The sequence below is a fragment of the Hymenobacter terrenus genome, assembly GCF_000972495.1.
Classification (GTDB): Bacteria; Bacteroidota; Bacteroidia; order Cytophagales; family Hymenobacteraceae; genus Hymenobacter; species Hymenobacter terrenus.
In genome coordinates this window covers 1-20491 of record NZ_LATM01000046.1, presented here as the reverse complement: position 1 = coordinate 20491, position 20491 = coordinate 1, and the positions used below count along the sequence as shown (strand labels likewise).

General features: G+C 54.6%; 20 protein-coding genes. 12 read left to right on the top strand and 8 right to left on the bottom strand.

Annotated features, from left to right (window positions below):
• Positions 1 to 159: 159 nt before the first annotated feature.
• Both WX88_RS24975 and WX88_RS24970 read right to left on the bottom strand, forming a co-directional pair.
• Complete coding sequence (locus WX88_RS24975; protein WP_046247163.1) at positions 160 to 699, bottom strand: antitoxin Xre-like helix-turn-helix domain-containing protein; 540 nt, start codon at positions 697 to 699, stop codon at positions 160 to 162.
• Between the two features lie 294 nt (positions 700 to 993).
• A complete protein-coding gene (locus WX88_RS24970) occupies positions 994 to 2520 on the bottom strand; it encodes a hypothetical protein (RefSeq protein ID WP_156176423.1) in 1527 nt (508 codons plus the stop codon).
• 369 nt (positions 2521 to 2889) lie between these two features.
• On the opposite strand from WX88_RS24970, the gene WX88_RS24965 reads away from it, so the two are divergent.
• The 5 genes from WX88_RS24965 (at position 2890) to WX88_RS30530 (ending at position 7518) form a co-directional block, all read left to right on the top strand.
• Positions 2890 to 3093: a hypothetical protein gene (locus WX88_RS24965; RefSeq protein ID WP_156176422.1), complete on the top strand. Its 204-nt coding sequence runs from the start codon at positions 2890 to 2892 to the stop codon at positions 3091 to 3093.
• Positions 3094 to 3163: 70 nt separating this feature from the next.
• A complete protein-coding gene (locus WX88_RS24960; protein ID WP_046247160.1) occupies positions 3164 to 4927 on the top strand; it encodes an ABC transporter substrate-binding protein in 1764 nt (587 codons plus the stop codon).
• A 3-nt stretch (positions 4928 to 4930) separates the two neighbouring features.
• The gene (locus WX88_RS24955) at positions 4931 to 5980 is read left to right on the top strand and encodes an ABC transporter permease (RefSeq protein ID WP_052733086.1); all 1050 of its coding nucleotides are present in this window, start codon (positions 4931 to 4933) and stop codon (positions 5978 to 5980) included.
• Between the two features lie 374 nt (positions 5981 to 6354).
• Positions 6355 to 6960 carry an ABC transporter permease subunit gene (locus WX88_RS32240; RefSeq protein ID WP_394331765.1) on the top strand — a complete coding sequence of 202 codons (606 nt, stop codon included), beginning with the start codon at positions 6355 to 6357 and terminating at the stop codon, positions 6958 to 6960.
• 357 nt (positions 6961 to 7317) lie between these two features.
• Positions 7318 to 7518, top strand: coding sequence for a hypothetical protein (locus tag WX88_RS30530; RefSeq protein ID WP_156176420.1), 201 nt, complete (start codon positions 7318 to 7320; stop codon positions 7516 to 7518).
• 147 nt (positions 7519 to 7665) lie between these two features.
• Here WX88_RS30530 and WX88_RS24945 read toward each other — a convergent pair whose 3' ends face one another.
• The 6 genes from WX88_RS24945 to WX88_RS24920 form a co-directional block, all read right to left on the bottom strand.
• On the bottom strand, positions 7666 to 8592 hold the full coding sequence (locus WX88_RS24945) for an SDR family oxidoreductase (protein WP_046247158.1): 927 nt from the start codon (positions 8590 to 8592) through the stop codon (positions 7666 to 7668).
• A 111-nt stretch (positions 8593 to 8703) separates the two neighbouring features.
• Positions 8704 to 9360 (bottom strand): peptidylprolyl isomerase, encoded by a 657-nt coding sequence (locus WX88_RS24940; RefSeq protein WP_046247157.1) that lies wholly within the window; start codon positions 9358 to 9360, stop codon positions 8704 to 8706.
• Positions 9361 to 9451: 91 nt separating this feature from the next.
• Positions 9452 to 10384, bottom strand: a complete 933-nt coding sequence (gene hemC, locus WX88_RS24935) for a hydroxymethylbilane synthase (protein ID WP_046247156.1) — start codon at positions 10382 to 10384, stop codon at positions 9452 to 9454.
• Positions 10385 to 10422: 38 nt separating this feature from the next.
• Positions 10423 to 11562 (bottom strand): DNA polymerase III subunit, encoded by a 1140-nt coding sequence (locus WX88_RS24930; RefSeq protein WP_046247155.1) that lies wholly within the window; start codon positions 11560 to 11562, stop codon positions 10423 to 10425.
• Between the two features lie 144 nt (positions 11563 to 11706).
• The gene (locus WX88_RS24925; protein WP_046247154.1) at positions 11707 to 12909 is read right to left on the bottom strand and encodes a GlmU family protein; all 1203 of its coding nucleotides are present in this window, start codon (positions 12907 to 12909) and stop codon (positions 11707 to 11709) included.
• A gap of 160 nt (positions 12910 to 13069) precedes the next feature.
• Positions 13070 to 13339, bottom strand: a complete 270-nt coding sequence (locus WX88_RS24920; protein ID WP_046247153.1) for a type B 50S ribosomal protein L31 — start codon at positions 13337 to 13339, stop codon at positions 13070 to 13072.
• Positions 13340 to 13539: 200 nt separating this feature from the next.
• On the opposite strand from WX88_RS24920, the gene WX88_RS24915 reads away from it, so the two are divergent.
• The 7 genes from WX88_RS24915 to secDF all read left to right on the top strand — a co-directional run bounded on the left by WX88_RS24915 (position 13540) and on the right by secDF (position 20221).
• Positions 13540 to 13977 (top strand): hypothetical protein, encoded by a 438-nt coding sequence (locus WX88_RS24915; RefSeq protein ID WP_156176419.1) that lies wholly within the window; start codon positions 13540 to 13542, stop codon positions 13975 to 13977.
• A 71-nt stretch (positions 13978 to 14048) separates the two neighbouring features.
• Positions 14049 to 14669 (top strand): RdgB/HAM1 family non-canonical purine NTP pyrophosphatase, encoded by a 621-nt coding sequence (gene rdgB / locus WX88_RS24910; RefSeq protein WP_046247151.1) that lies wholly within the window; start codon positions 14049 to 14051, stop codon positions 14667 to 14669.
• 86 nt (positions 14670 to 14755) lie between these two features.
• On the top strand, positions 14756 to 15382 hold the full coding sequence (locus tag WX88_RS24905) for a uridine kinase family protein (protein ID WP_046247150.1): 627 nt from the start codon (positions 14756 to 14758) through the stop codon (positions 15380 to 15382).
• Between the two features lie 220 nt (positions 15383 to 15602).
• Positions 15603 to 16007 (top strand): hypothetical protein, encoded by a 405-nt coding sequence (locus WX88_RS30525; protein WP_156176418.1) that lies wholly within the window; start codon positions 15603 to 15605, stop codon positions 16005 to 16007.
• A gap of 158 nt (positions 16008 to 16165) precedes the next feature.
• Positions 16166 to 16627 carry a DUF4268 domain-containing protein gene (locus WX88_RS24895; RefSeq protein WP_046247148.1) on the top strand — a complete coding sequence of 154 codons (462 nt, stop codon included), beginning with the start codon at positions 16166 to 16168 and terminating at the stop codon, positions 16625 to 16627.
• An 87-nt stretch (positions 16628 to 16714) separates the two neighbouring features.
• Positions 16715 to 17092, top strand: a complete 378-nt coding sequence (locus WX88_RS24890; protein ID WP_046247147.1) for a hypothetical protein — start codon at positions 16715 to 16717, stop codon at positions 17090 to 17092.
• A gap of 123 nt (positions 17093 to 17215) precedes the next feature.
• Entirely contained in the window at positions 17216 to 20221 is a 3006-nt protein-coding gene (gene secDF, locus WX88_RS24885; RefSeq protein WP_046247146.1) for a protein translocase subunit SecDF, read from the top strand.
• The last annotated feature ends 270 nt before the right edge of the window (positions 20222 to 20491 follow it).

Here is a 20491-nt window from a genome sequence, read left to right as displayed (position 1 = left end):
TCACAGTCGGCGTAGGTGAGCAGCAGGTTGTAGTTCAGAACCATGGGCAGGAAGAAAAAAGAAGTTAGAAATGAGAATAAACCAATAATCATGGCAATATATCCCATTTTTCTTCACCGGTGCCGGGCCGGGTGGCACCGGGACACGGGGCGTTTCGGCCTATCCTTCAGCCAAGGCGGCTAACTCGGCGGCTAGCCCCACCAGACGGGCCCGCAACAGCTGGACGCGAGCGGCCTCGGCGGCCGTGAGGGGACGGGCGCGATGGGCCAGCCAGGCCTGTAGCCAGGCCCGTTCGCGGACGGCGGCAGGGTCGGAGCCGGTCGGGCTGGCCGCGAGCAGGGCAGGCGCGGCGGTGGCCCAGCGGGCGCCGTAGCGGGCCTGCGCTTCGAGCCGGTCGAGCTCCCGTTGCAGGCGGCGGCTCTGGCCCCCGCATTGCAGGCGGCGGTAGGCCAGCTCGGCGGCATCGGGCGGGGGCAAGGCCGGGTCTGCTTCGGGTAGGGCGTTGGGCGGGGGCAAGTGGTGGGCCAGGGGCTGCAGGGCCTCGTGCACGGCAGCCGTGAGGCGGTAGCGCCCGCTTTCGGCGTGTTGGGCCGTGGCCGGACTAACGCGCAGAAACATCGCCAACTCGGCCTGCGTGAGGCCAAACCAAGCCCGGACGCGGGCCGGCAGTCGGGTAGAAGGAAAAGCGGAACGTGGCATGATAAAGGGCTATGATATTATTTCATTTAGCAAAAATACCATAGCGGATGGCTATGGTATTTTTGCTAAATGAAATAATATCATAGCCGCCAGCGGCCGGTAGTGCACCGGGATGATAGGGCGCGGCGCAGGCGCGTGTCAGGGGCCACCATTAGGGCCGAAGTTGCGGCGGTTCTGGCTCACCACACAGCGGCCTTACACGCCAGAGGAGCGGGTGCGGCGTCGCCGGGCGTGGCGGTGCGAGCGATTGAGGAGGTGAAGTGCGAAGCGGGCAGGGCCAGGAAGGGGTTTGAATTACGAGTTCAATTCCTCGTGTGCCACCGGCGGACCTTCACGTAGCAGATCCAGCACTAAGCTCCACAGATGCTCGTAGGGAATGATTTCGACTTCGGCAAAGGCTGCACCCGGCGGGGGCGTCTCCCGTAGTTGTTGCAACAATGCCTTGCCCCGCTCCATCGCCCCATTCGCGTCAAAGTTCTTCTCCACAATTACCTGTAAGAGCCGCAAAAACAACCGGATTCGCAGCATATTACTTTCCCGCAGATGCCGCTGCTGGTATTTGCGCAGGCGCTCCAGCCGCACCAACACTTCCTCCAGGTTACGCTCACGAAGAAGATGCAGCAGTTGCAGCACCAGAATGGCAACGTTGTGACCACGCTTGTCACGGCTGAACTCGGGCAACGTAAGGACCCACTGCGCCAGCTGCTTCCGACGAGCCAGCCCTACGCGTTGCGCAGGACGCACAAACTCAATGTAGCCCCGGTATAGGTCCCAGCGCTCCAGCGCGGCGGCCCGCTGTTTCAGGTATGCCGGGTTTTTGCTGGTAGTATACAATAGTTGCTGGGCATAATCGTAATGCTCGGCATGTAAGGCCAGCAGTAAATGGTGCTCCTGAAAGTAAAACCAGTTGCTCGACGACGGATGAAAATCGCGAACATACACTTGCGCCAACTTGAGCCCTTGCAGGGGTTGCCGGTTGTGTAAGTGCGCATAGATGCTCATAAAGTGATTATAGCGTTTATCAAACCGTCGCTCATTTAGCTTGCCATCTTGTAGTCGGCGGGCCGCTGTGGCTGTTAGCCGGATAATTTCCGGATAATTACCTTTCAACTCCTCATACACCAGACGAAGGCGATACAAATAATTGAAGGTACTGAACGTACGGGCCCGCCGATGTAAAGCATCTAGTTGATCAATATAGCCTGGTACTAGTGGTAGCACTGCCCGTCGACTGCTCACGGTGCGAGCTAGGGCCAATTGGGTAACAGAATAAATGCGTTCGGCTTCATCTTCCCAGGCCATCAGTTGCTGAGCTTTCAATAACAGCTTGGCAACTTTCTGATAGCGCAGCGATTGGCGTTGTTCTGCGTAGAGGGTACGCATCATCCGGGCGCACTGTACTGTGTAGTCAGTAAACTCACCAGCTTGTGCCAGACGCAGACAGCGTTGCAATAATCGCTCAGTTAAGGTATACTCCCCTTCCGCAAATAAAATACTAACTTTATGCAGCAGGTCTAGGCATTCAAGTTGATGACGACGCGATACTAGATGTCTTGGATCAGAATGGTCCAAAAAATAGAGTTGATTCAAGAGTTTAGCCTGTACCCGTGACTGTAATCGCTGCATAGCCCGCACATTGGGCGTATTTGCTTTGCCATAGATAGCCTTTACTATCTGTAATTGAGTGGCTTCAGGAATATCAAGTAGAGCAGTGATAAATTTATTCTCTTTATTGGATTTTCCGCTATGTAAGTCCAATATTGGTACAGAAGACACACTTCGTGACGTCACAATCCGAACCAAATTTGCAATATCCTTCATCGAAAAAGTGGCTTCGTTTAATAAATAGACACATCCACCATCAAAAATAGCTCAAAATATAATGTCTCAATAGAGTGGCTTGTTTCCTTTCGTATCACAGCCCAATCTTTCAACTTTGTATATTGGTTATTTATAACCTTTTCTGGACTTGAATGTCACAACTTAAGCATTTTCAGGAAGAAGAACTAAAGTAGATTTCTAGCAGATAGCAGTGAAAATAACTATCATGCTGTCTCTGCATTATTAATACTAATTTTAATAATAAAAATACTAGTCACGTTTATCATTATAGTTTCCTTTTCCTCACCTAAGGCGAGGTCTAATTTTGTGTCATTCAAAGTCCAAACACAATTAACCAACCTCACCGCCATGTTCGAATTTCTAGCCATCGCCCTGTTCCAATTTGCTAGTTTCACCGGCTCATTTGCAACTACCCAATCTTCTCAAAATTCCGCTTCTACTGCTGTGGTTAAAGATGGCGGCACCGGTGGCTGGGGCCACGATGTTGTAAGCAACAATACTACGCCTCCCGTTACAGATGGTGGTACTGGTGGCTGGGGCCACGACAAATAGTATCTAACCGCCTGTTCATGCCTACCTTGCGCCTGACTAGTTCGCTGTTGAAGCGGTTAGCTGATAGTGCATGAAGATTCCCTTCCTGGTCCCAGGCCTGTTTACTTTCTGCATTGGGTTTCTCTTGGTGAAGTGTTCGCCGCTAGCCGCGCCTGATTCTCCCTTGCGCATTCGGTGGACCCACGACCCAGAAACGCTGGATCCAATGGCTCTACCGAATCAGTTCGCTGTAGATGCAAATAATTTATTGCATTACAGCTTATTGCAAAACAATTACTCCCAACAGGTATTTGCTCCAGCACTAGTTGAAAGCCTTCCGACTGTGCACTTAGTTGGTGATTCACTAACGCTACTTGATTATAAGCTGCGGACAGCAGCTACTTGGGACGATGGGCAACCCGTGCTCGCTCACGACGTTGACTTTACCCTGAAGCTGATGCACTGTCCTGGCCTTCCGAACGAGGCAGCACGGTCACAGTTCAGCTTTATCCGAGCACTACGCTACGACAACTCCGATCCGCGCCGTTTCACCATGTACTGCCAGGGTCAGGCCCCTGAGTTTGCTCAATCCTCTGGCGACTTCTTTATTCTATCTGAGGCAGCACTCGACCCACAACAGCGATTGCGGCAGTATTCGCTAGCACAGCTGCGAGCCAGGACTGCAAGCGCGAAACCCGATTCCGTGCTCACAACCCTGGCTCGCCGCTACCTTGCGGCCACATCGGGCCGCTGGCCGGGGTACTTGCCCGGCTGTGGTCCTTATCAACTGGTGGCCTGGGAGAAAAATCAATTCCTGCAACTTCGGCGCAAGTCTAGTTGGTGGGGCAAACGGATAAAGCCGACGCCTTTTGTATTGCTAGCCCGACCTGCCCAATTACAGTTTGCAATCATCCCCGACGACGCAACGGCTTCTCTGGCCCTGCAGCGCGGTGAACTAGATGTGTATCCTCAAGTACCGGTACGAGAATTTGCCCGCCTCCAACGGCTAGCATCAGCTAAGTCCAAATTACGCTTTTATACCGCCCCGTCCTACGACGTAGTAACAGCTGGCTTCAATACCCGTCGCCCGGCACTGGCTGATGCGGGCACACGTCAGGCACTGAGCCGGCTATTCGACGCAGCCGGATTATTAAAGGCCACTCAGCAGGCTGAAGGTCTGCTAACTGTGGGCCTGATAAGCCCTACCGACCAGACCAATTATAACGACAGTCTACCGTTACTACATTATAGCCCGACAGAAGCAGCGGTTCTCTTACGTCGTGCAGGCTGGCAGCAGGGAATAGGAACTGCTGAAAGCACCGGCTGGCAGCGCCGCAGCCCCCAAGGTCGCACGGAGCGGCTCACGCTAAGCATCCGATATCGGGCCGACGAAACCAGTTTCGAAACCGCGGCTTTACAATTTAAGGCTGCTGCTGCACAGTTAGGTATTCCCGTGCACTTACAACCCACCGAGTCGGCCGTTCTTACGGCTAGTTTGCAAGCCGGTGATTTTGATGTGTACATCCGCACAATCAGGGGAAATCCTTTCATCTTTAATTTTGCACCTATTCTCCACTCACGCTCCGTAGGTGAAGGCAATTTAACGGGCTATGGTACCCCTTCGAGCGATAGCCTCATCGAAGCCATAGTAACTGCCGGGGGCCCAACACGCAAAGCACGTTTATTGCGCAAGCTGCAAACCCGGCTTCGAGTCGATGCTCCACTGGTGCCACTCTTCTTTCTGCCCATGCGTATTGCCGCTGCTCGCAATCTAACTGACTTACACGTAACAGGACTTAAACCAGGATTTGCCGCGGCTGCCATTAGCCGCGTGGCAGAACCCATCGCTCAGTAGCGCATGGTAAAATGGATTGGTTTTCGCATGCTGCGCACGGCAATCGCCGTATGGGCCATTGCATCGGTTGTGTTTCTACTCAGCCGCCAGGATACCGCCCGGGCCGAACAACTCGCCCTGCCTGATGCCACCGACCTGAGTGGCTACGCGGTAGGAACTCCCGTTGCCCGGCAAGCCGCGCGTGAGGCAGTACGACAGCGTCTGGGACTAAATCTGCCACTTTTTTATATAAGTCGGGCAGCAGGAAAATGGTACTGGAACGGGCTACAAAACCAGTACCACCACTGGCTGCGGCGCGCCGTGCAAGGAGATTTTGGTCAGTCATTTCGTACGAGCCAACCAGTCACTGAAGCATTGTTGGCGGCGCTACCCTATTCCTTGCCCCTAACAGGCACGGCACTCCTTCTTGCGGCTGGTGCCGCACTGGCTATGGGCCAGCGCTTGGCGGCCCGCCCACGGTGGCAGCAGCCCGTGCGCACCATCTTGGCGGCGCTCCAAGCGTTGCCACTCTTTGTAGTCGCACTGATATTATTGTTGGCCTTTGCCAACCCAGAAATGCTCGCCTGGTTTCCGGCGTACGGGCTTACGCAATCCGTTGACGTTGAATTGAGTGTCTGGAGCCGTACCAGTACTTACTTGATGCACATGGCTCTACCCGTGATTGCGCTAGCACTCACGGCCCTGCCTGAACTTGCGCTGCAACTAGATGCGGCCCTAACCGAAGAGTTGCGCACTGACTATGCCACCACCGCCCGAGCTAAAGGCTTAGCCGAGGGGGTGGTTATTCGGCGTCACGCACTGCGTAATGCCTTGCTTCCTACCCTCACTCAACTCGCTGAGCTGTTGCCGGCACTGGTAGGTGGAGCGGTAGTGGTAGAAGTCGTGTTTGCACTACCCGGCATGGGTCGCCTGCTGACCGAGGCTGCTGCCGCCCGCGATTATCCCGTTCTGGTAGGCGGAGTGCTCCTCGCGGGTACAGCCCGCCTGCTGGCGTTGCTACTGGCCGACCTTCTTTACTTTTGGGCTGATCCTCGTATCCGTTGGCCCTCCTGAACAGCACTTTTATCTCCTGGTCCCAAAAGCTGGCCATTGCGTGGCTGAGCTTTGTGGTGCTGATAGCCATCTTGGCAACGACGCTGCCGCTGCCTTATCTACCTGGCTTCCCCGACTTAGCCCATGTAGCAGCACCACCCTTTGGGGCCAGCAACCATTGGTTAGGCACTGACCCACAGGGACGCGACGTACTGAGCGTGCTCATATTCGGAGCTCGCACGACTGTGTTGCTCACATTGCCTGCTGCTGTTTTATCGGCTATATTGGGAGCTTTATTAGGCGGAGCAGCGGGCTTTTGGGGCAATAGCATCCGGTTAGCTGTGCCTTATTGGTTGGTGGCAGTAGCTGGTGGCTGGTGGGTACTTCGGTTGCCGATGTCTCTACTCGCATTTGTAATAGCCATTGTCGGAGTGTGCTCGGTAGTAGCCGCGTGGTTACGCAAGCAAATTTGGCCGGCCTGGCCCGTACCTATTGATGCGGTGGTGATGGGTGTAGCGACAACCCTAGATACTATTCCACGCTTGGTATTGGTAGTGGCCATGGCCGCAGTTAGCGATGTCTCACTGCCTAGCTTGCTGGCCTTGCTCACGCTTACAACATGGCCGCACTCGGCCCGACTGGTGCGCGCGCAAATGCTCCGAGTGCGTGCTTTGCCATTCGTGGAAGCCGCCCGCGCGGCTGGCATACCAGCGGCTCAAGTCTGGTTTGTTCATGCCTTACCACATGCACTGCAGCCATTGCGCACGGCATTGCCGCTAAGCATTGCAGGCTTGCTAGGCTTGGAAAGCACCTTGTCGTTTTTGGGAATCGGCTTGCCACCGGATGTGGCTAGTTGGGGCCGCCTTTTGGCAACTGTGCGTGATGATCCTAGTGCTTGGTGGGTTTTCGTATTTCCAGTCAGCTGCCTTATAATCACTATAGTAAGTCTTAACTCAATAAGTCGGCGACGGCTAGCTTTTTCTAATCATCCTCCTCGCTGACCTTGGATAGTTGGTCTGTTTTTAGATGAAAGAATCAGACCATACAGGTCTGATTGATGTCGCAAATCAGCTTTTTTTTGAGCGGTATAGCGCGTATTCTTGTGGCAGGGCTCAAATCATAAATCATTGTTTTTCAAAGCTATAATTTTTGCTTTTGGAAATTTATTTTATTAAACTTTAACTTTTTACAAGTTGCAAATTGTGTTTTTTCTGCAAAACCGGCTTGTTTTTGATGTCTCAACCTGAGCCGTTGTGTCCTTTTTTAGGGTGAAATAGGGCTGTAATATTGTATTGTCTAAGAGCCAATTTCAGTTCGCTGCCCGCACATATCCAGCCCAATTATCTACCGAAGCCCTTATGTACCTGCTTATTTACCCCTCGCTAAGTGCTCCCCGTCGTTCGAAAGCCCCTCGTCCGGCCCGGCCTATTTCGGTAGGCATTGATTTCGTTACTCCTGATGGCATGATAGTGCCACGCGCCCTTGGCGAAGCTGCCCTCCTTGGTCATACTGCCGTGTTGGTAGGTGGCCTCCTGGTAGGCGTCTGGCCCCAGTCTTAAATCCTCCTTTCCATTTCCTACCCTCACATAATTGTTATGCTTTTAGTTTTTAACTAACTGCTAACTCTGCTCTACCCAATATACTAGTCTACCCCACTTCTGTATCTACTGCTCACCGGCTACCCCTGTTGAGTCACAACCCGCCGTCTACCCCGGCGGGTTTTTTTTGTCTATTATTTCGCTCTGAGCCCCTACCAAGCCAATACCTTGAGCAAAGGTGTGCGGTTGGTAGCCGAGTTCGCGCCGGGCCTTATCGATAATAAAGCCGGTGCGAGCAGGCCGTCGAGCGGGCTGCGAAAAAATGCTGGCATCAACCTTTTCAATCAAAGCCTTATCAAGACTGAAGTAATCGGCGACGCGCAGGGCCATGGCATAGGGTGTCAGCAACTCATCGCTACTGATGTGGTAAATACCTTGTGCCGACTGCCGGGCCAGCAGCCAGCAGCCTTGCGCGAGGTCCTCAGCCAGCGTGGGCGTGCGCCATTGGTCAGCCACTACTTTGATGGGCTTTCCGGCTCGCAGGGAGTCGCGTACCCAAAGCACAAGGTTGGTGCGGCCGTATTCATGGGCGACTCCATACACTAACACTGTGCGGGCAATGGCCCAAGGGCCAGCACTAGCTTGCACCAACCGCTCTGCCGCCAACTTGCTCTGGCCGTAAAAATTGACGGGGCCGGGTTCCGCATCCTCCGCTAAGGGACCTTCCTCTCCGCTAAAGATGAAGTCCGTGCTCACGTGGGTGAGGTGGATACGCTGGTTGGAGCAAGCATTGACCAGGTTTTCCACAGCGTCCACGTTTTGCTGCCAGCAGGACTCCTGGTTCAACTCGCACTCATCCACATTGGTCATGGCCGCCGTATGGATAAGATGGGTTGGCTGTTCTTGGGCCAGTACCTGCCACACTTGGGTAACATCAGTTACATCAAGAGCAATGAACCGGACATGGGGATAGAGGGCCGCTAACTTGTTGGTCCCGCGCGAGGTAGCAACAAGCTCCACACCAGCTTGCTGCTGAAGCAGGGCTACAAGTTTCTGACCCAACAGGCCATTAGAACCGGTAATAAGGACTTTCATTGAGCAAGTATCAGTCAACTAACGAGCTATTTGAGTCCTTATTATCTATGGACCAGAAATCACAGCAATTTTCACCAAGTCATTTCCTGCAATCCAATATCTATCAGATGGTTATTCGTACTTATATCCGTAGATTTTCGTTATTTTCTTACGTTTCAACTTTTCCACCTTCATGGTCATTTTAAGGTCGGTGGTGGGCCGGTCACGACCGTCTTTGGGCAGCGCCGCAATTTTATTGATGATATCTAATCCCTGAATGGCTTGGCCAAAAACCGTGTATTGCCCATCGAGAAAGTGGGTACCATCTTGGTTTTCAACTAAGTAGAACTGTGAACTGCTGCTTGCGCGCTGTGGATTGGCAAAGTCTCCCTGACGGGCGGCAGCCAAAGCGCCATAGTTGTGCTTGTAGCCGGGGCCAAACTCGGCGGGAATGGTAGGGTCAGTAGGCTGGCCCATGCCGTCGTTGTTGGGGTCAGCGTCTTTGCTATTAGCATCGCCACCCTGAATCATAAAGCCCGATATGACGCGGTGGAACGTAGTGCCATCGTAGAAACCGCTTTTGGCTTTTTGCAGAAAATTGGCTTTATGCAGCGGGGTGTCGTCGAACAGAATCAAGCGGATGACGCCCTGCGAAGTGGTAATGGTTACGACTTCGTCTTTGCTGCTTTTTTTGGCGGGCTTGGCAGGAGTGTCGGCAGCAAAGGCGGAGGAGTTCAGCCACAGCAGGGCCAGCAGTACCCACCCGAAACCAGGGATAGTGAGCTTCATTGAAAGGGAAGAGATAAAAACAAAATACTTCGCAAAACTACGCGCATTCATTTGCCGGACCCCAATTAGTGAGCGGCGACACAATAGGGGCTTATCCGCGGTGTTCCCGGATGCTGGCTAGTATCTCGCGGCCGCCACGGGCCAGTACTGCATCGGCTACCGAAATGCCCAACTCGTGAGCACTGACAGATGCTTCGGCGGTTTGAATTTCTTCTACATACTCCTCGCCATCCAGACTGATAAGGCCACCGTGCAGACGCAGCTTACTATCATCAAAGGTGGCTAGCGCAAATGATGGAATGCTGCAGCCTCCTTCCATGGTATGCAAAAAGGCGCGCTCAGCCAGCAGGCAGGTATGAGTGGTGGGGTGGTCGAGGGCGGCTTTAAGTCCTGCTTTCAGGGATTTATCTAATTCGGCCGCACATTCAATAGCAATGCTACCTTGGCCGGTAGCGGGCACAAACTGATGGGCAGGCAACGTATGCCGCACCAAATGCTCGTAACCCATGCGGTGCACGCCCGCATAGGCCAGCACCAACGCATCAAATTGTCCTTCTTCGAGCTTGCGGAGGCGAGTTTGGAGATTACCGCGGGCTTCGGCAGTGGTGGCATTGGGATAGAAACGGCGGAGTTGGGCCTTGCGACGGGTGCTGCTCGTGCCAAGAACGATGCCGGGCTTGTCGAGTAAAAAACCCTCGTTGTAGCTGAGTACGACGTCATTTACCTGTTCGCGTTCCAGGAAAGCCAGTAGTTCCAACTCGCGCGGGATGCTGCTTTGCACATCTTTGGCCGAGTGCACGGCTAGGTGCGTTTCGCCCCGGAGCAGGCTCAGTTCCAACTCTTCGGTAAACACGCCCTTCGAGCCGATTTTGGCCAGAGACCGGTCCTGCACGGCGTCGCCGGTGGTTTGCATCGGCACAATTTCGGTGGCAAAGCCAGCCTTATTGAGCAAGCTGGCTACGTGCTCGGTTTGCCAGAGAGCAAGGCGGCTGGCGCGAGTGGCGAGACGAATGGGGTTTGTCATTTAACAGGTAGTGTTTAACATTTAACGACCCAGCAGCCTCAGCCTTGAGCCTCGCGCAACTGGCGGCCCAGCCGGAGCGAACTATCAACAAACACCATTTTGGCGTTGGCATTGCGCTCGATGTGATAGTGGGCTTCGGTTAATTCTTTGGTTAACAAATCGGCGTTGCGCGGCGTCACGAGCTTGGAGAATTTGGTCACAAAATCCTGCTCGGCGGCGGCTAGGTGCGGGATGAATCGCGGGTCGATGCCGAACAGCAACACTTTGCGCAGCAGTCCCAGCGAGTAGCTCAACAGCTCCTTCTGGTTTTCGCGGCCCAGCTTCTGAAAATCTTCGCTTTGCTTGAGAATATCGGCAGCTTTCTGGCTGTAAGACTGCCGCATCCACTTTACGAAGAACTCGAAGTAGTCGTGGTCGGCATTGGCATCGCGGCTGGCCAGCGCCGCTCCCAAGCTGCCCTCGGCTAGCTGGGCAACTTGTCGGGCTTTGGCTTCGGGCACCTGATGGTGGGCGTGCAGGTATTCGGTGATGTCATCTTCCGAAAACGGGCGCACTACCACCGGCTGCACCCGGCTGATAATGGTAGGCAGCAGCTGCTCGGGTGCGTGCGACACCAGCAGGAAAATGGTGGCGGGTGGCGGCTCTTCCAGCAGCTTCAGCACGGCATTGGCAGCGGCGGGGTGCATGAGCTCAGGCAGCCAGAGGATGACGATTTTGAAACGAGCCTCAAAAGCTTTCAGACTCACCAACTTCAGGATTTGCACGGCTTCGTCTTTGGAGATATTGCCCTGCTTGTTTTCGGCCCCAATGTGCTGCATCCAGTCGTTGAGACCCTGATAGGGATTGTCGAGTACAAAGCTGCGCCACTCGGCCATAAACTTGCTGCTCACCGCATCCTTCGTTACCGTTTTGGTAGTGGTCACGGGCACGATGAAGTTCAGGTCGGGGTGGGCTAGCTTGGCAATTTTGGTGCAGGCCGGGCAGTGGCCGCAGCTATCCTCAGCATTGGGGGCACGCTCTTCGCAGTTCAGATACTGGGCGTAGGCCAGGGCCAGGGCCAGGGCCGCGCCCCCTTCACCGCTCCGCAACAACTGGGCATGCGCCACGTGCTGCCGCTGTACCGACTGGCGCAGGAGCTGCTTAACGGCGGCTTGGTTGGGGATTTCGGCGAAGGTCATTGGGAGAAGTAGCGCGCGGCTTTTGCTTCAAGTTTCGCCGTAGGACGGCTAGTGGAGCTGAAGGCAATGGAAATAAGCGATAAAATACGAGCGATGGTTCCGGGCTCGCGGCCCCGCAGCGCAAGGCGAAGCAAAGGCTTCGCCCTACTTTTCCCATGCTCTGTCCTCATTTGTGGAGGTAAACACTTCCTTCATAATATTTTGCTCTACGGCGTCGTAAGGCAAGCCGCGCCGGGCCATTACCCGTTCGGCTACTTCATTCACTTTCGGCAGCTTGAAGGTTTCGAACCCGGCCGCGCCGCCCCAACTGAAGCTGGGAATGAACGTGCGCGGAAAGCCGGCCCCGAAGATATTGGCCCCGACACCCACGACAGTACCGGTGTTAAACATGGTGTTGATGCCACATTTACTGTGGTCGCCCATCATCAGACCGCAGAACGTTTGGCTGGTGTCGACGAAGCGGTGCTCGGCGTGGCTCCAGATTTTGACGGGAGCGTAGTTGTTTTTGAGGTTGCTCGTGTTGGTGTCGGCCCCGAGGTTACACCACTCGCCAATGACAGAATTGCCGAGGTAGCCATCGTGGCCTTTGTTGGAGTAACCCAGCAGGATACTATTGCCGACCTCGCCGCCCACTTTGCAAAAGGGGCCCACAGTATTGTCGCCCCGCATTTTAGCTCCCGCGTTGATATGTGAGCCTTCGCACAAAGCCATGGGTCCCTTCAGAACGGCACCCTCGTGTACCTGCGAGTTCTTACCTAGGTAAATAGGTCCATCCTCTGCGTTCAGAATGGCGGCGCGAATTTTCACGCCCTCTTCGATGAAGATGTTTTCGGAGCCGTACACAATGGTGTGTGCATCGTTTACGGGCTGCGAGCTACGCCCTCGGGTGAGCAAGGTAAAATCGCGGCGGATTTCGACACCATTGCGCAGAAAAAGCTGCCACGGCCGGTCAATTACCGTGACGGGCTCAGCTACTTGCCGGGTTTCGGGTAGGCCGTCCTGAATAAGTTCGGCTACCTGGCTGGCGTCGGTGATGTGGGCTGCTACTAACAATTCGGCGCAATACAGTGCTTGGCCAGGCTGCAGGGCCTGCACCTGGTGCGCGAGCAAATCGTCGGGGCATACGGCACCATTGATGATAAGGGCCGCGCCGCTTACGTCACCAGCCGGAAACTTAGCTTGTAGGTACGGCTGCGTGAGGTAGCCTACCGCAGATACCCCCAATCGGTGCTGCCATTTTTCGGCCAGCGTGAGGATGCCGCAGCGCAATGCCGCCACGGGCCGGGTGAAGGTAAACGGCAACAAATGCGGCCGGATGGCCGGGTCGTCAAAAAGCAGAACGTGCATTAATTTATTGATTAGCTAATAGCTATTAGCTCCTTGTAGAATGGGTCAAATTTACGGCTGATGACTTGGTTGGGGGCCAAAAAAAACTCCTTCTGGGACTACCAGAAGGAGTTTTAAAAAACTAATAGCTGCGAGCTATGAGCTCCCCGCTTAGTAAAAGCTATTCTTTGTTGGCGCTAGCCTGCTCTTTTTTGGCGTAGCGGCTACGGAATTTCTCCACGCGACCGGCCGTATCGATGAACATGTTTTTGCCGGTGTAGAAGGGGTGCGAAGCACTGCTCACCTCGATTTTCACCAGCGGATACGTCTTGCCGTCTTCCATCGTGATGGTGTCGGTCGGCTTCATCGTGGAGCGAGTGATGAACTTAAAGTCCGAGGAAGTGTCCTGAAATACGACTTCCTGGTACTCGGGATGGGTTTCTTTTTTCATATCGGGGGCCGTTTTACCAGTTGAACCCTGCCGATTTTGCGGAAGGGACTGCAAAAGTACGGATTAGCTCGGAGATACCCAACCTAAGAGCCAACATTTTCTTGATGCCGAACCTCGCGACCCCGTGCGGGTGAGCTTGTTGACTTCTGAAAAGGTTGTACATTTGGCCTCGGCTCACACTTGGGGCCGTTCCGTCGCGCGTGCTGAATGCTGTAATCATCCGCCGTCTCCTCCACCGTTCTGGCACCATCGCACTGCTGTTGGTGCTCTTGAGCGCTACCGTGGTTCTTGCCGCCACAATTACTGTTTTCACTGCTGCTTACGAAAACGCCACCGTACGGGTGGAATGGGAAGTGAATACGGAAAATGATGTCACAGGTTTTGAGCTCGCCCGCAAAACCTCAACCGAAACCAGCTACACGACTGTTACCAACGTAGCTCCTACTGGCCAGCGCCGGTACCAATACATTGATACCAATGTATTTCGAGCCGCCGGTAGTACGGCAGCCGGTGGTCCCATCAGCTACCGCCTCACGGTGCACGGACCGGGTGGCGACCAAAGCTTTCTTACTAGGCTGGCTGGTACGCCCAGCGCCGTGCAGCGCTCGTGGGGCACCATTAAGTCGATGTTTCGGTAGATTCAGGATTATAGTTTCAACGTTGAGCCGACTTTTGTCGGCTTTTTTGTGCCTCCTTGCCTATTATACTTATGCAAACAACACCAAGCAACGAACAGCCAGCTACTGAAAACAAGCTGTGTTTTGCCTCTAACAATGCGCACAAGCTAGCCGAAATCCGGCCGTTGCTGCCCCCTGGCCTCACCCTGCTAAGCTTGGCCGATATTGGCTGCCACGAAGAACTGCCCGAAACCCAAGACACCCTTGAAGGCAACGCCCGGCAAAAGGCCGAATACGTGCGTGAGCACTACGGCGTGGCCTGCTTTGCCGACGATACGGGCCTGGAAGTAGCTGCTCTCAATGGGGAGCCAGGGGTGTACTCGGCCCGGTACGCCGGCCCCCAGCGGCTAGCCGAAGATAATGTAGCCAAGCTGCTACGAGAGTTAACGGGCGCCACCGACCGGTCGGCCACATTTCGGACGGTAGTGGCCTTAGTCCAGGCTGATGGCACGGTACGCGAGTTTGCAGGGGAAGTGACCGGTTCCATTACCGAAACCCCGCGCGGAACGGGCGGCTTTGGCTACGACCCCGTTTTCGTGCCCACCGAAGGTGACCAGCGCACATTCGCTGAAATGACCAGCATCGAAAAAAACCGCATCAGCCACCGCGCCCGGGCAGTAGCAAAGCTGGTGGCCTTTTTAAATGAACAGTAATACATAAAGCGTGAGGAATTATTAGGCACCAATTCTTCATTCCTCCTTTTCATTCCTCATAAAGCGCAGCGTTACCTTTGCCTGCTATGCAAACCCCGTATCTTATTGGCATCACCGGCGGCAGCGCCTCTGGCAAAACCACGTTTCTGCGCCGACTCCTGGCCGCCTTTCCCGAAGAGCAGATTTGCCTCATCTCGCAGGATAATTACTACCACCCTCGCGAGAAACAGCTGCGCGACGACATGGGAGTCGAAAATTTTGACTTGCCCGCCAGCATCGACGCAGCGGCTTATGCCGACGACGTGCGGCGCATCAGCCAGGGCCAAGAGGTGCGCCGGCAGGAATACACCTTTAATAATGCGGCCGTAACGCCGAAGGAGCTGGTATTCCGTCCGGCTCCTATTGTGGTGGTAGAAGGCATTTTTGTGTTTCACTTCGAGGAAATTGCCAAGCTGCTCGACCTCAAAGTGTACATCGACGCTCAAGAACACGTGAAACTGCACCGCCGCATCATTCGCGACCGGGATGAGCGGGGCTACGATTTGGCCGATGTGCTCTACCGCTACACTCATCATGTGGCGCCCACCTACGAGCAATTTATTGCCCCTTACAAACACTACGCTGATATTGTAATCCCTAATAACCGTCAGTTTGAGAAGGGTTTAGAAGTATTAGTAGGCTTCTTGCGAACCAAGGTAACTACCGAGAAATAACCAGCAGGAGGTCTTGGTTAGCCAGACTACGGGTGACTGGTACACGTGTCATCGCAAGGCGCGAAAATTGTAATTTTATATTAATTTCATAGACTATTTGTATAAAAATCAGAAAAGCTAAGTATCTTGAAGCCACAATTTAACCACTAATGGATGGTAGAGAGGGATTGACTCGCCACTCCAGCTAGTGGTCAAGGGCTGTCACTTTTTGCTTTTCATTGTGAAACGAACATTTGTGCGATTCTCGCAACTCACCGCCTTGGTGGTACCGCTAGGGCTAATAGGACTGACGGGTTGCGATAAAAACGGACAGGCTGGGGTGCTGCAACGTCCGGCGAAGAACAAGGATTTGAAAGAGCAGATAACCCCTGATAGGGCATGCGATAAGATGTTTGATACCTCGCTGAGCAAGCTGGGCGACAGCACCTACCTCATTATCACCAAGGCCGAACGCGGCAGTGTTTTCACCTTGCACACTGGCCCCCGGCCAGCGGCCGACCATGCTGTGTGCTTTGCCAGCATCAACAACCCCGGCTTCCGGGAATGCGTGGAAGACTATTACCACGCGGCCGGCGCCGTAGCTATTCAGAACAACGAGGCTGGTTGGTGGGCCACACCACTATGATAAACTTTACAGGCCACGACTTTGTAAACTTCTCATGCTATTCTTTCGTGCTAAAGGCTCCGGTCGCTCCAGTAGTGGCCGGAGCTTTTTCATTAGCGTACCGTTCTAAGCATGTTTGGCAAAGGGCGCGTCTCTTTCCTGGCTCCTACCTTCCATCAATGTATAGTAAAGCAGAAGCGACTGAACTACGCCAGGCTTTCTGGACTGCCTTTGGGCAGTACATGGCCCCGGTACCCTCCGCCGAGGGTGAGTCGAGGAATTGGATAAACTACAAAACCGGCCTCAAGCACGTGTATTTCCGCATGCAGGCCGACAACCGCCGGGCCACCATTGCCATCGAAATGACGCATCCCGACGCAGGTATTCGGGAGTTATTCTTTGAGCAATTTTTGGAATTAGAGGCTCTGCTGCACGAAGCGTTGGGCGAGGAATGGACCTGGGAACCCAACGCCACGGATGCCAATGGGCTACCCTACAGCCGCATTTATAAAGAGTTGGGCGGCGTCAACCTCTTCAACAGAAACGACTGGCCGGCGCTGATTTCGTTTTTTAAGCCTCGGATAATCGCCTTAGATGCCTTCTGGACCGATGCGCAATACGCATTCGAAGCCCTGAAATAAGGCCTTGGCAGTGACTTGATAGAGGTTTAGAAGGCGCTTGCCTTCATTCCCGCCAAAAGATTACCTTTGCAGTCTCCGTTTACACCCATGCCTGCACTGCTCTCTCGCTTTTGGTTTTCGCTTCGCTTCGCCTGGCTCGCCGCCACGGTGTTGCTGGTGCTGGGCCTGAACCAGCGGGCTGTGAGCGTGTTGCGTCTCCCCGAGGGCAAGGGTGACACCCGCTTCGCTGCCCCGCCTAAGGCCACGGTGGTGAAGCAGCGGGTACTGCTCGAAGCTACGGCTTCGGTTAAGCATTTTGTGGCTCCACTCGCCACGGCCTGGCTGCCTCTGCCAGCCACCACTGCCACTTGGCTGCCCGGCTTACGCCGGGCGCTGGCCGTGCCACGCCTGCAGGCGGGCGTGCGGGCTGGTGAGGTATTCCGGGCGCGGCTGCTAGCCGTCGCCCTTTCGCCGCAGGCCCCCTAGTTAAGGAATTATGGATTGAGGAGTGTGAATTATAAACTGGCTAGGGCTGGTTTATAATTCTGATTCTACATTTCCTTTTGGCCCAATTCACAATTCATAATTCGAAACTCATAACTCAATTCGATGCGTAATAAAGGATTAATTATTGCCCTGACCGTTGTGGTCACGGCGCTGTGTGCGTACTTCCTGTTCTTCACCTATATCTCGCGTGGGGTACAGCAGAAGGCCTTGGCCTACGCCACCCGCAACGGCAAGCTTGACGAAGCCGCCCGCCAACATTACCTCGACTCGGTGTGGCGCGCGCCGGTATTCGGCCCCTTCACTTATCGCGAGGTGCGCCAGAGTGAGCTCGGCCTTGGCCTTGACTTGAAAGGTGGCATGCACGTGACGCTGGAGGTTTCGCCAGTGGAAATCGTGCGGGCCATGAGCGGCAACAGCAAAGACCCTGCTTTCAATAAGGCACTTGAGCAAGCCCAGGAAGCTCAGAAAACCAACTCGGGCACGCCTTTCACGGCTCTGTTTGCTCAGGCATATCAGCAAAATGCCAATGGTAAGCCACTGGCCACCATCTTCGCCAACACAACCAACAAAAGCCGCAACATTGACATCAACTCCTCGAATGAGAAGGTTATTGGTGCCATCGACAAGGAAGTTGAGGAGGCTATTGACCGCTCGTTCAACATCCTGCGCACTCGCGTCGACAAGTTCGGCGTGAATCAGCCCAGTATTCAGCGGGTGAAGGGAACTGGCCGCCTTCAGATTGAGCTGCCCGGCGTCGACAACCCTGACCGCGTGCGCAAGCTGCTGCAAGGCCAGGCCAAGCTAGAGTTCTGGGAAGTTTGGAATCAGAACGAAGTTGGCCCCTACCTCGTGCAGCTCGACACCCAGCTAGCCGCCAAAGAAGCTGCTCAGAAAAATGGCGGCCAAGCTACCGCTGACACTGCCAAAGCAGTGGCCGGCAGCACAGCTGCCAAGGGCGATTCGACGTCTTTGGCCGCTCAATTGGCCAAGAAATCGGCCGCTGGCAAGGGAAAAGGCGCGGCTGACTCGGCCGCCACTGCTAATAAAGGTGGAATATTGGCCCGCCTCTTCACCATGCCCGGCCGCTTGGGTGTGAACCTGCGCGACACCGCACGAATGAATAGCATTCTGCGTAGCCCCGAAGCCAAAGCAGTATTGCCCCCCACTCTGACCCTGCTTTGGAGCCTGAAGCCGACCACCATCGACAAGCAAGAATACCTGGAGTTGATTCCGGTGCGCAAAACCCGCGACGGCGTGCCCCCGCTGAGCGGCGAGGTGGTAAGCGACGCCCGCTCTGACATTGGTGCGACCGGCCAGCCCGAAGTGCTGATGAACATGACTCCCGCCGGCTCGCGCAAATGGGCTAAAATGACAGCTGCCAACATCGGCCGCCAGGTAGCCATGGTACTCGACGACTACGTGTGCTCGGCACCAGTGGTACAGAGCGAAATTACGGGCGGCGGCACCAGCATTACGGGTAGCTTCGCAATCGAAGACACCCAGGACCTGGCTAACCAGCTGAAAGCTGGCAAGTTGCCTGCACCGACGCGCATTGTGGAGGAAGCCGTAGTGGGTCCATCACTCGGTAAGGAAGCTATCAACCAAGGCTTGTACTCATCGCTGGCCGGTCTGGTAATTATCATGATTTTCATGGCTCTGTACTACGGCCGGGCGGGCATCGTAGCCGACGTGGCCCTGCTCTTCAACATGTTCCTGATTTTGGGCGTGCTGGCGCAGTTCGGCACGGCCCTCACGCTGCCCGGCATCGCCGGTTTGATTCTGGTAATCGGCTCGTCGGTGGACGCCAACGTATTGATTTTTGAGCGTATTCGGGAAGAACTGGACCACGGCCTGGGCCTGACCGATGCCATCAACAAAGGCTACTCACGTGCGTTCTCAGCCATTTTTGACTCGAACGTGACTACTATGCTGATTGCCGTGATTCTTGGCTTTTTCGGCACGGGCCCGGTGCAAAACTTCGCCATCACCCTTGGCATTGGGGTATTGACCTCGTTCCTGTCGGCGGTATTCGTGTCGCGCCTTATCATTGAGTGGCTGGTAAAGGGCAACGAGAATCACCCGATGACCTTCAGCACCTCGATTTCGGGCAACCTGTTCAAGAACCTGAACTTCGATATCGTGGGCAAGCGCAAGTTGGCCTACACTTTCTCGGCCCTGTTTATCATCTTAGGTTTCGGGGTAATGGCCTACCAGGGTGGCCCCAACCTAGGCGTGGACTTCAAGGGTGGCCGCGCTTACGTGGTCGACTTCAACAAGACTATGGAAGCCTCCAGTGTCGCCGATAAGCTACGTCCGGTGTTCCAGGGTGCTGGTCTGGAAGTGAAACAGTACGGCTCGCCCGACCGTCTGCGCATTACTACTGGCTACTTGGCCGAAGATGAAAGCCCCGTCGCCGACAACAAAGTGCTGGCCGCCCTCAACCAAGGTTTGCAGCAGTACAGTGCCGATGCCCCGGATATCAAGTCGACCTCGAAGGTGGGCGCCACAATTGCCGACGACATCAAGCGTACTTCGGTGCTCTCGCTGGGTCTCACGCTATTAGGCATTTTCGTCTACGTGTTGTTCCGCTTTGAGCGGTGGCAGTACTCGATGGCTGCGGTGGTGGCCCTGTTTCACGATGCACTGCTCGTGATTGCGGCCTTCCCGATTGCCCGTCTGTTTGGCCTGAACTACGAGATGGACCAGATTTTCGTGGCCGCCTTGCTCACAGTTATCGGCTTCTCCATGAACGATACAGTAGTTATCTACGACCGAATCCGCGAATACCTGCGTGAAAACCCCAAGCTGACTTTCGCCCAAGTGGTGAACCCGGCCCTAAACTCAACCTTCTCGCGGACGATGATTACGTTCACGACGGTGTTCCTAGTGGTGCTGGTGCTCTATATCTTCGGCGGTGAAACCCTCCGCTCTTTCTCCTTTGCTATGATTATCGGCGTGATTTTCGGCACCTACTCGTCGCTGTTCATCGCCACCCCTATTATTCTTGACACCTACGGCAAGAAAGAGGAGCGTGAGCGCCTCGCCGCTGGTGAGGACGTGACCGGCTTGCCTGGCGACGCACCCAGACTGAGCACGGCGAATGTTTAATTATTGATTGACTCGCTGAGATTCCACAGGTTTTGTGGATGAGTTAACTTCTCATAAATCACAGAAAAGGCCGCTTGCATGAGCGGCCTTTTTTAGTTGCTGAATAGGAGTGCAGAGAAACAACTTGAGCAAGACTTCTAACAGTTGCCTTTGTGCCTGCCCGGTGCTAGACAGGACTAGTGCGCTTTAAGCTGCTCAGGTTTACAAATAAACTCTATACAGCTGTTAAGTAGTCAGGCAAAAGTAATGCGGTAGTCTGTGGTGCCGATT

Excerpts from the sequence above, each read along its gene's own strand:
- WX88_RS24960 (WP_046247160.1), top strand. The coding sequence starts at position 3,164 with ATGAAGATTCCCTTCCTGGTCCCAGGCCTGTTTACTTTCTGCATTGGG.
- WX88_RS24895 (WP_046247148.1), top strand. The coding sequence starts at position 16,166 with ATGTATAGTAAAGCAGAAGCGACTGAACTACGCCAGGCTTTCTGGACT.
- WX88_RS24925 (WP_046247154.1), bottom strand. The coding sequence starts at position 12,909 with ATGCACGTTCTGCTTTTTGACGACCCGGCCATCCGGCCGCATTTGTTG.
- hemC (WP_046247156.1), bottom strand. The coding sequence starts at position 10,384 with ATGACAAACCCCATTCGTCTCGCCACTCGCGCCAGCCGCCTTGCTCTC.
- rdgB (WP_046247151.1), top strand. The coding sequence starts at position 14,049 with ATGCAAACAACACCAAGCAACGAACAGCCAGCTACTGAAAACAAGCTG.
- WX88_RS24940 (WP_046247157.1), bottom strand. The coding sequence starts at position 9,360 with ATGAAGCTCACTATCCCTGGTTTCGGGTGGGTACTGCTGGCCCTGCTG.
- WX88_RS24955 (WP_052733086.1), top strand. The coding sequence starts at position 4,931 with ATGGTAAAATGGATTGGTTTTCGCATGCTGCGCACGGCAATCGCCGTA.
- WX88_RS24890 (WP_046247147.1), top strand. The coding sequence starts at position 16,715 with ATGCCTGCACTGCTCTCTCGCTTTTGGTTTTCGCTTCGCTTCGCCTGG.
- WX88_RS24965 (WP_156176422.1), top strand. The coding sequence starts at position 2,890 with ATGTTCGAATTTCTAGCCATCGCCCTGTTCCAATTTGCTAGTTTCACC.
- WX88_RS24970 (WP_156176423.1), bottom strand. The coding sequence starts at position 2,520 with ATGAAGGATATTGCAAATTTGGTTCGGATTGTGACGTCACGAAGTGTG.
- WX88_RS24920 (WP_046247153.1), bottom strand. The coding sequence starts at position 13,339 with ATGAAAAAAGAAACCCATCCCGAGTACCAGGAAGTCGTATTTCAGGAC.
- WX88_RS24905 (WP_046247150.1), top strand. The coding sequence starts at position 14,756 with ATGCAAACCCCGTATCTTATTGGCATCACCGGCGGCAGCGCCTCTGGC.
- WX88_RS30530 (WP_156176420.1), top strand. The coding sequence starts at position 7,318 with ATGTACCTGCTTATTTACCCCTCGCTAAGTGCTCCCCGTCGTTCGAAA.
- WX88_RS24945 (WP_046247158.1), bottom strand. The coding sequence starts at position 8,592 with ATGAAAGTCCTTATTACCGGTTCTAATGGCCTGTTGGGTCAGAAACTT.
- secDF (WP_046247146.1), top strand. The coding sequence starts at position 17,216 with ATGCGTAATAAAGGATTAATTATTGCCCTGACCGTTGTGGTCACGGCG.
- WX88_RS24930 (WP_046247155.1), bottom strand. The coding sequence starts at position 11,562 with ATGACCTTCGCCGAAATCCCCAACCAAGCCGCCGTTAAGCAGCTCCTG.
- WX88_RS32240 (WP_394331765.1), top strand. The coding sequence starts at position 6,355 with ATGTCTCTACTCGCATTTGTAATAGCCATTGTCGGAGTGTGCTCGGTA.
- WX88_RS24975 (WP_046247163.1), bottom strand. The coding sequence starts at position 699 with ATGCCACGTTCCGCTTTTCCTTCTACCCGACTGCCGGCCCGCGTCCGG.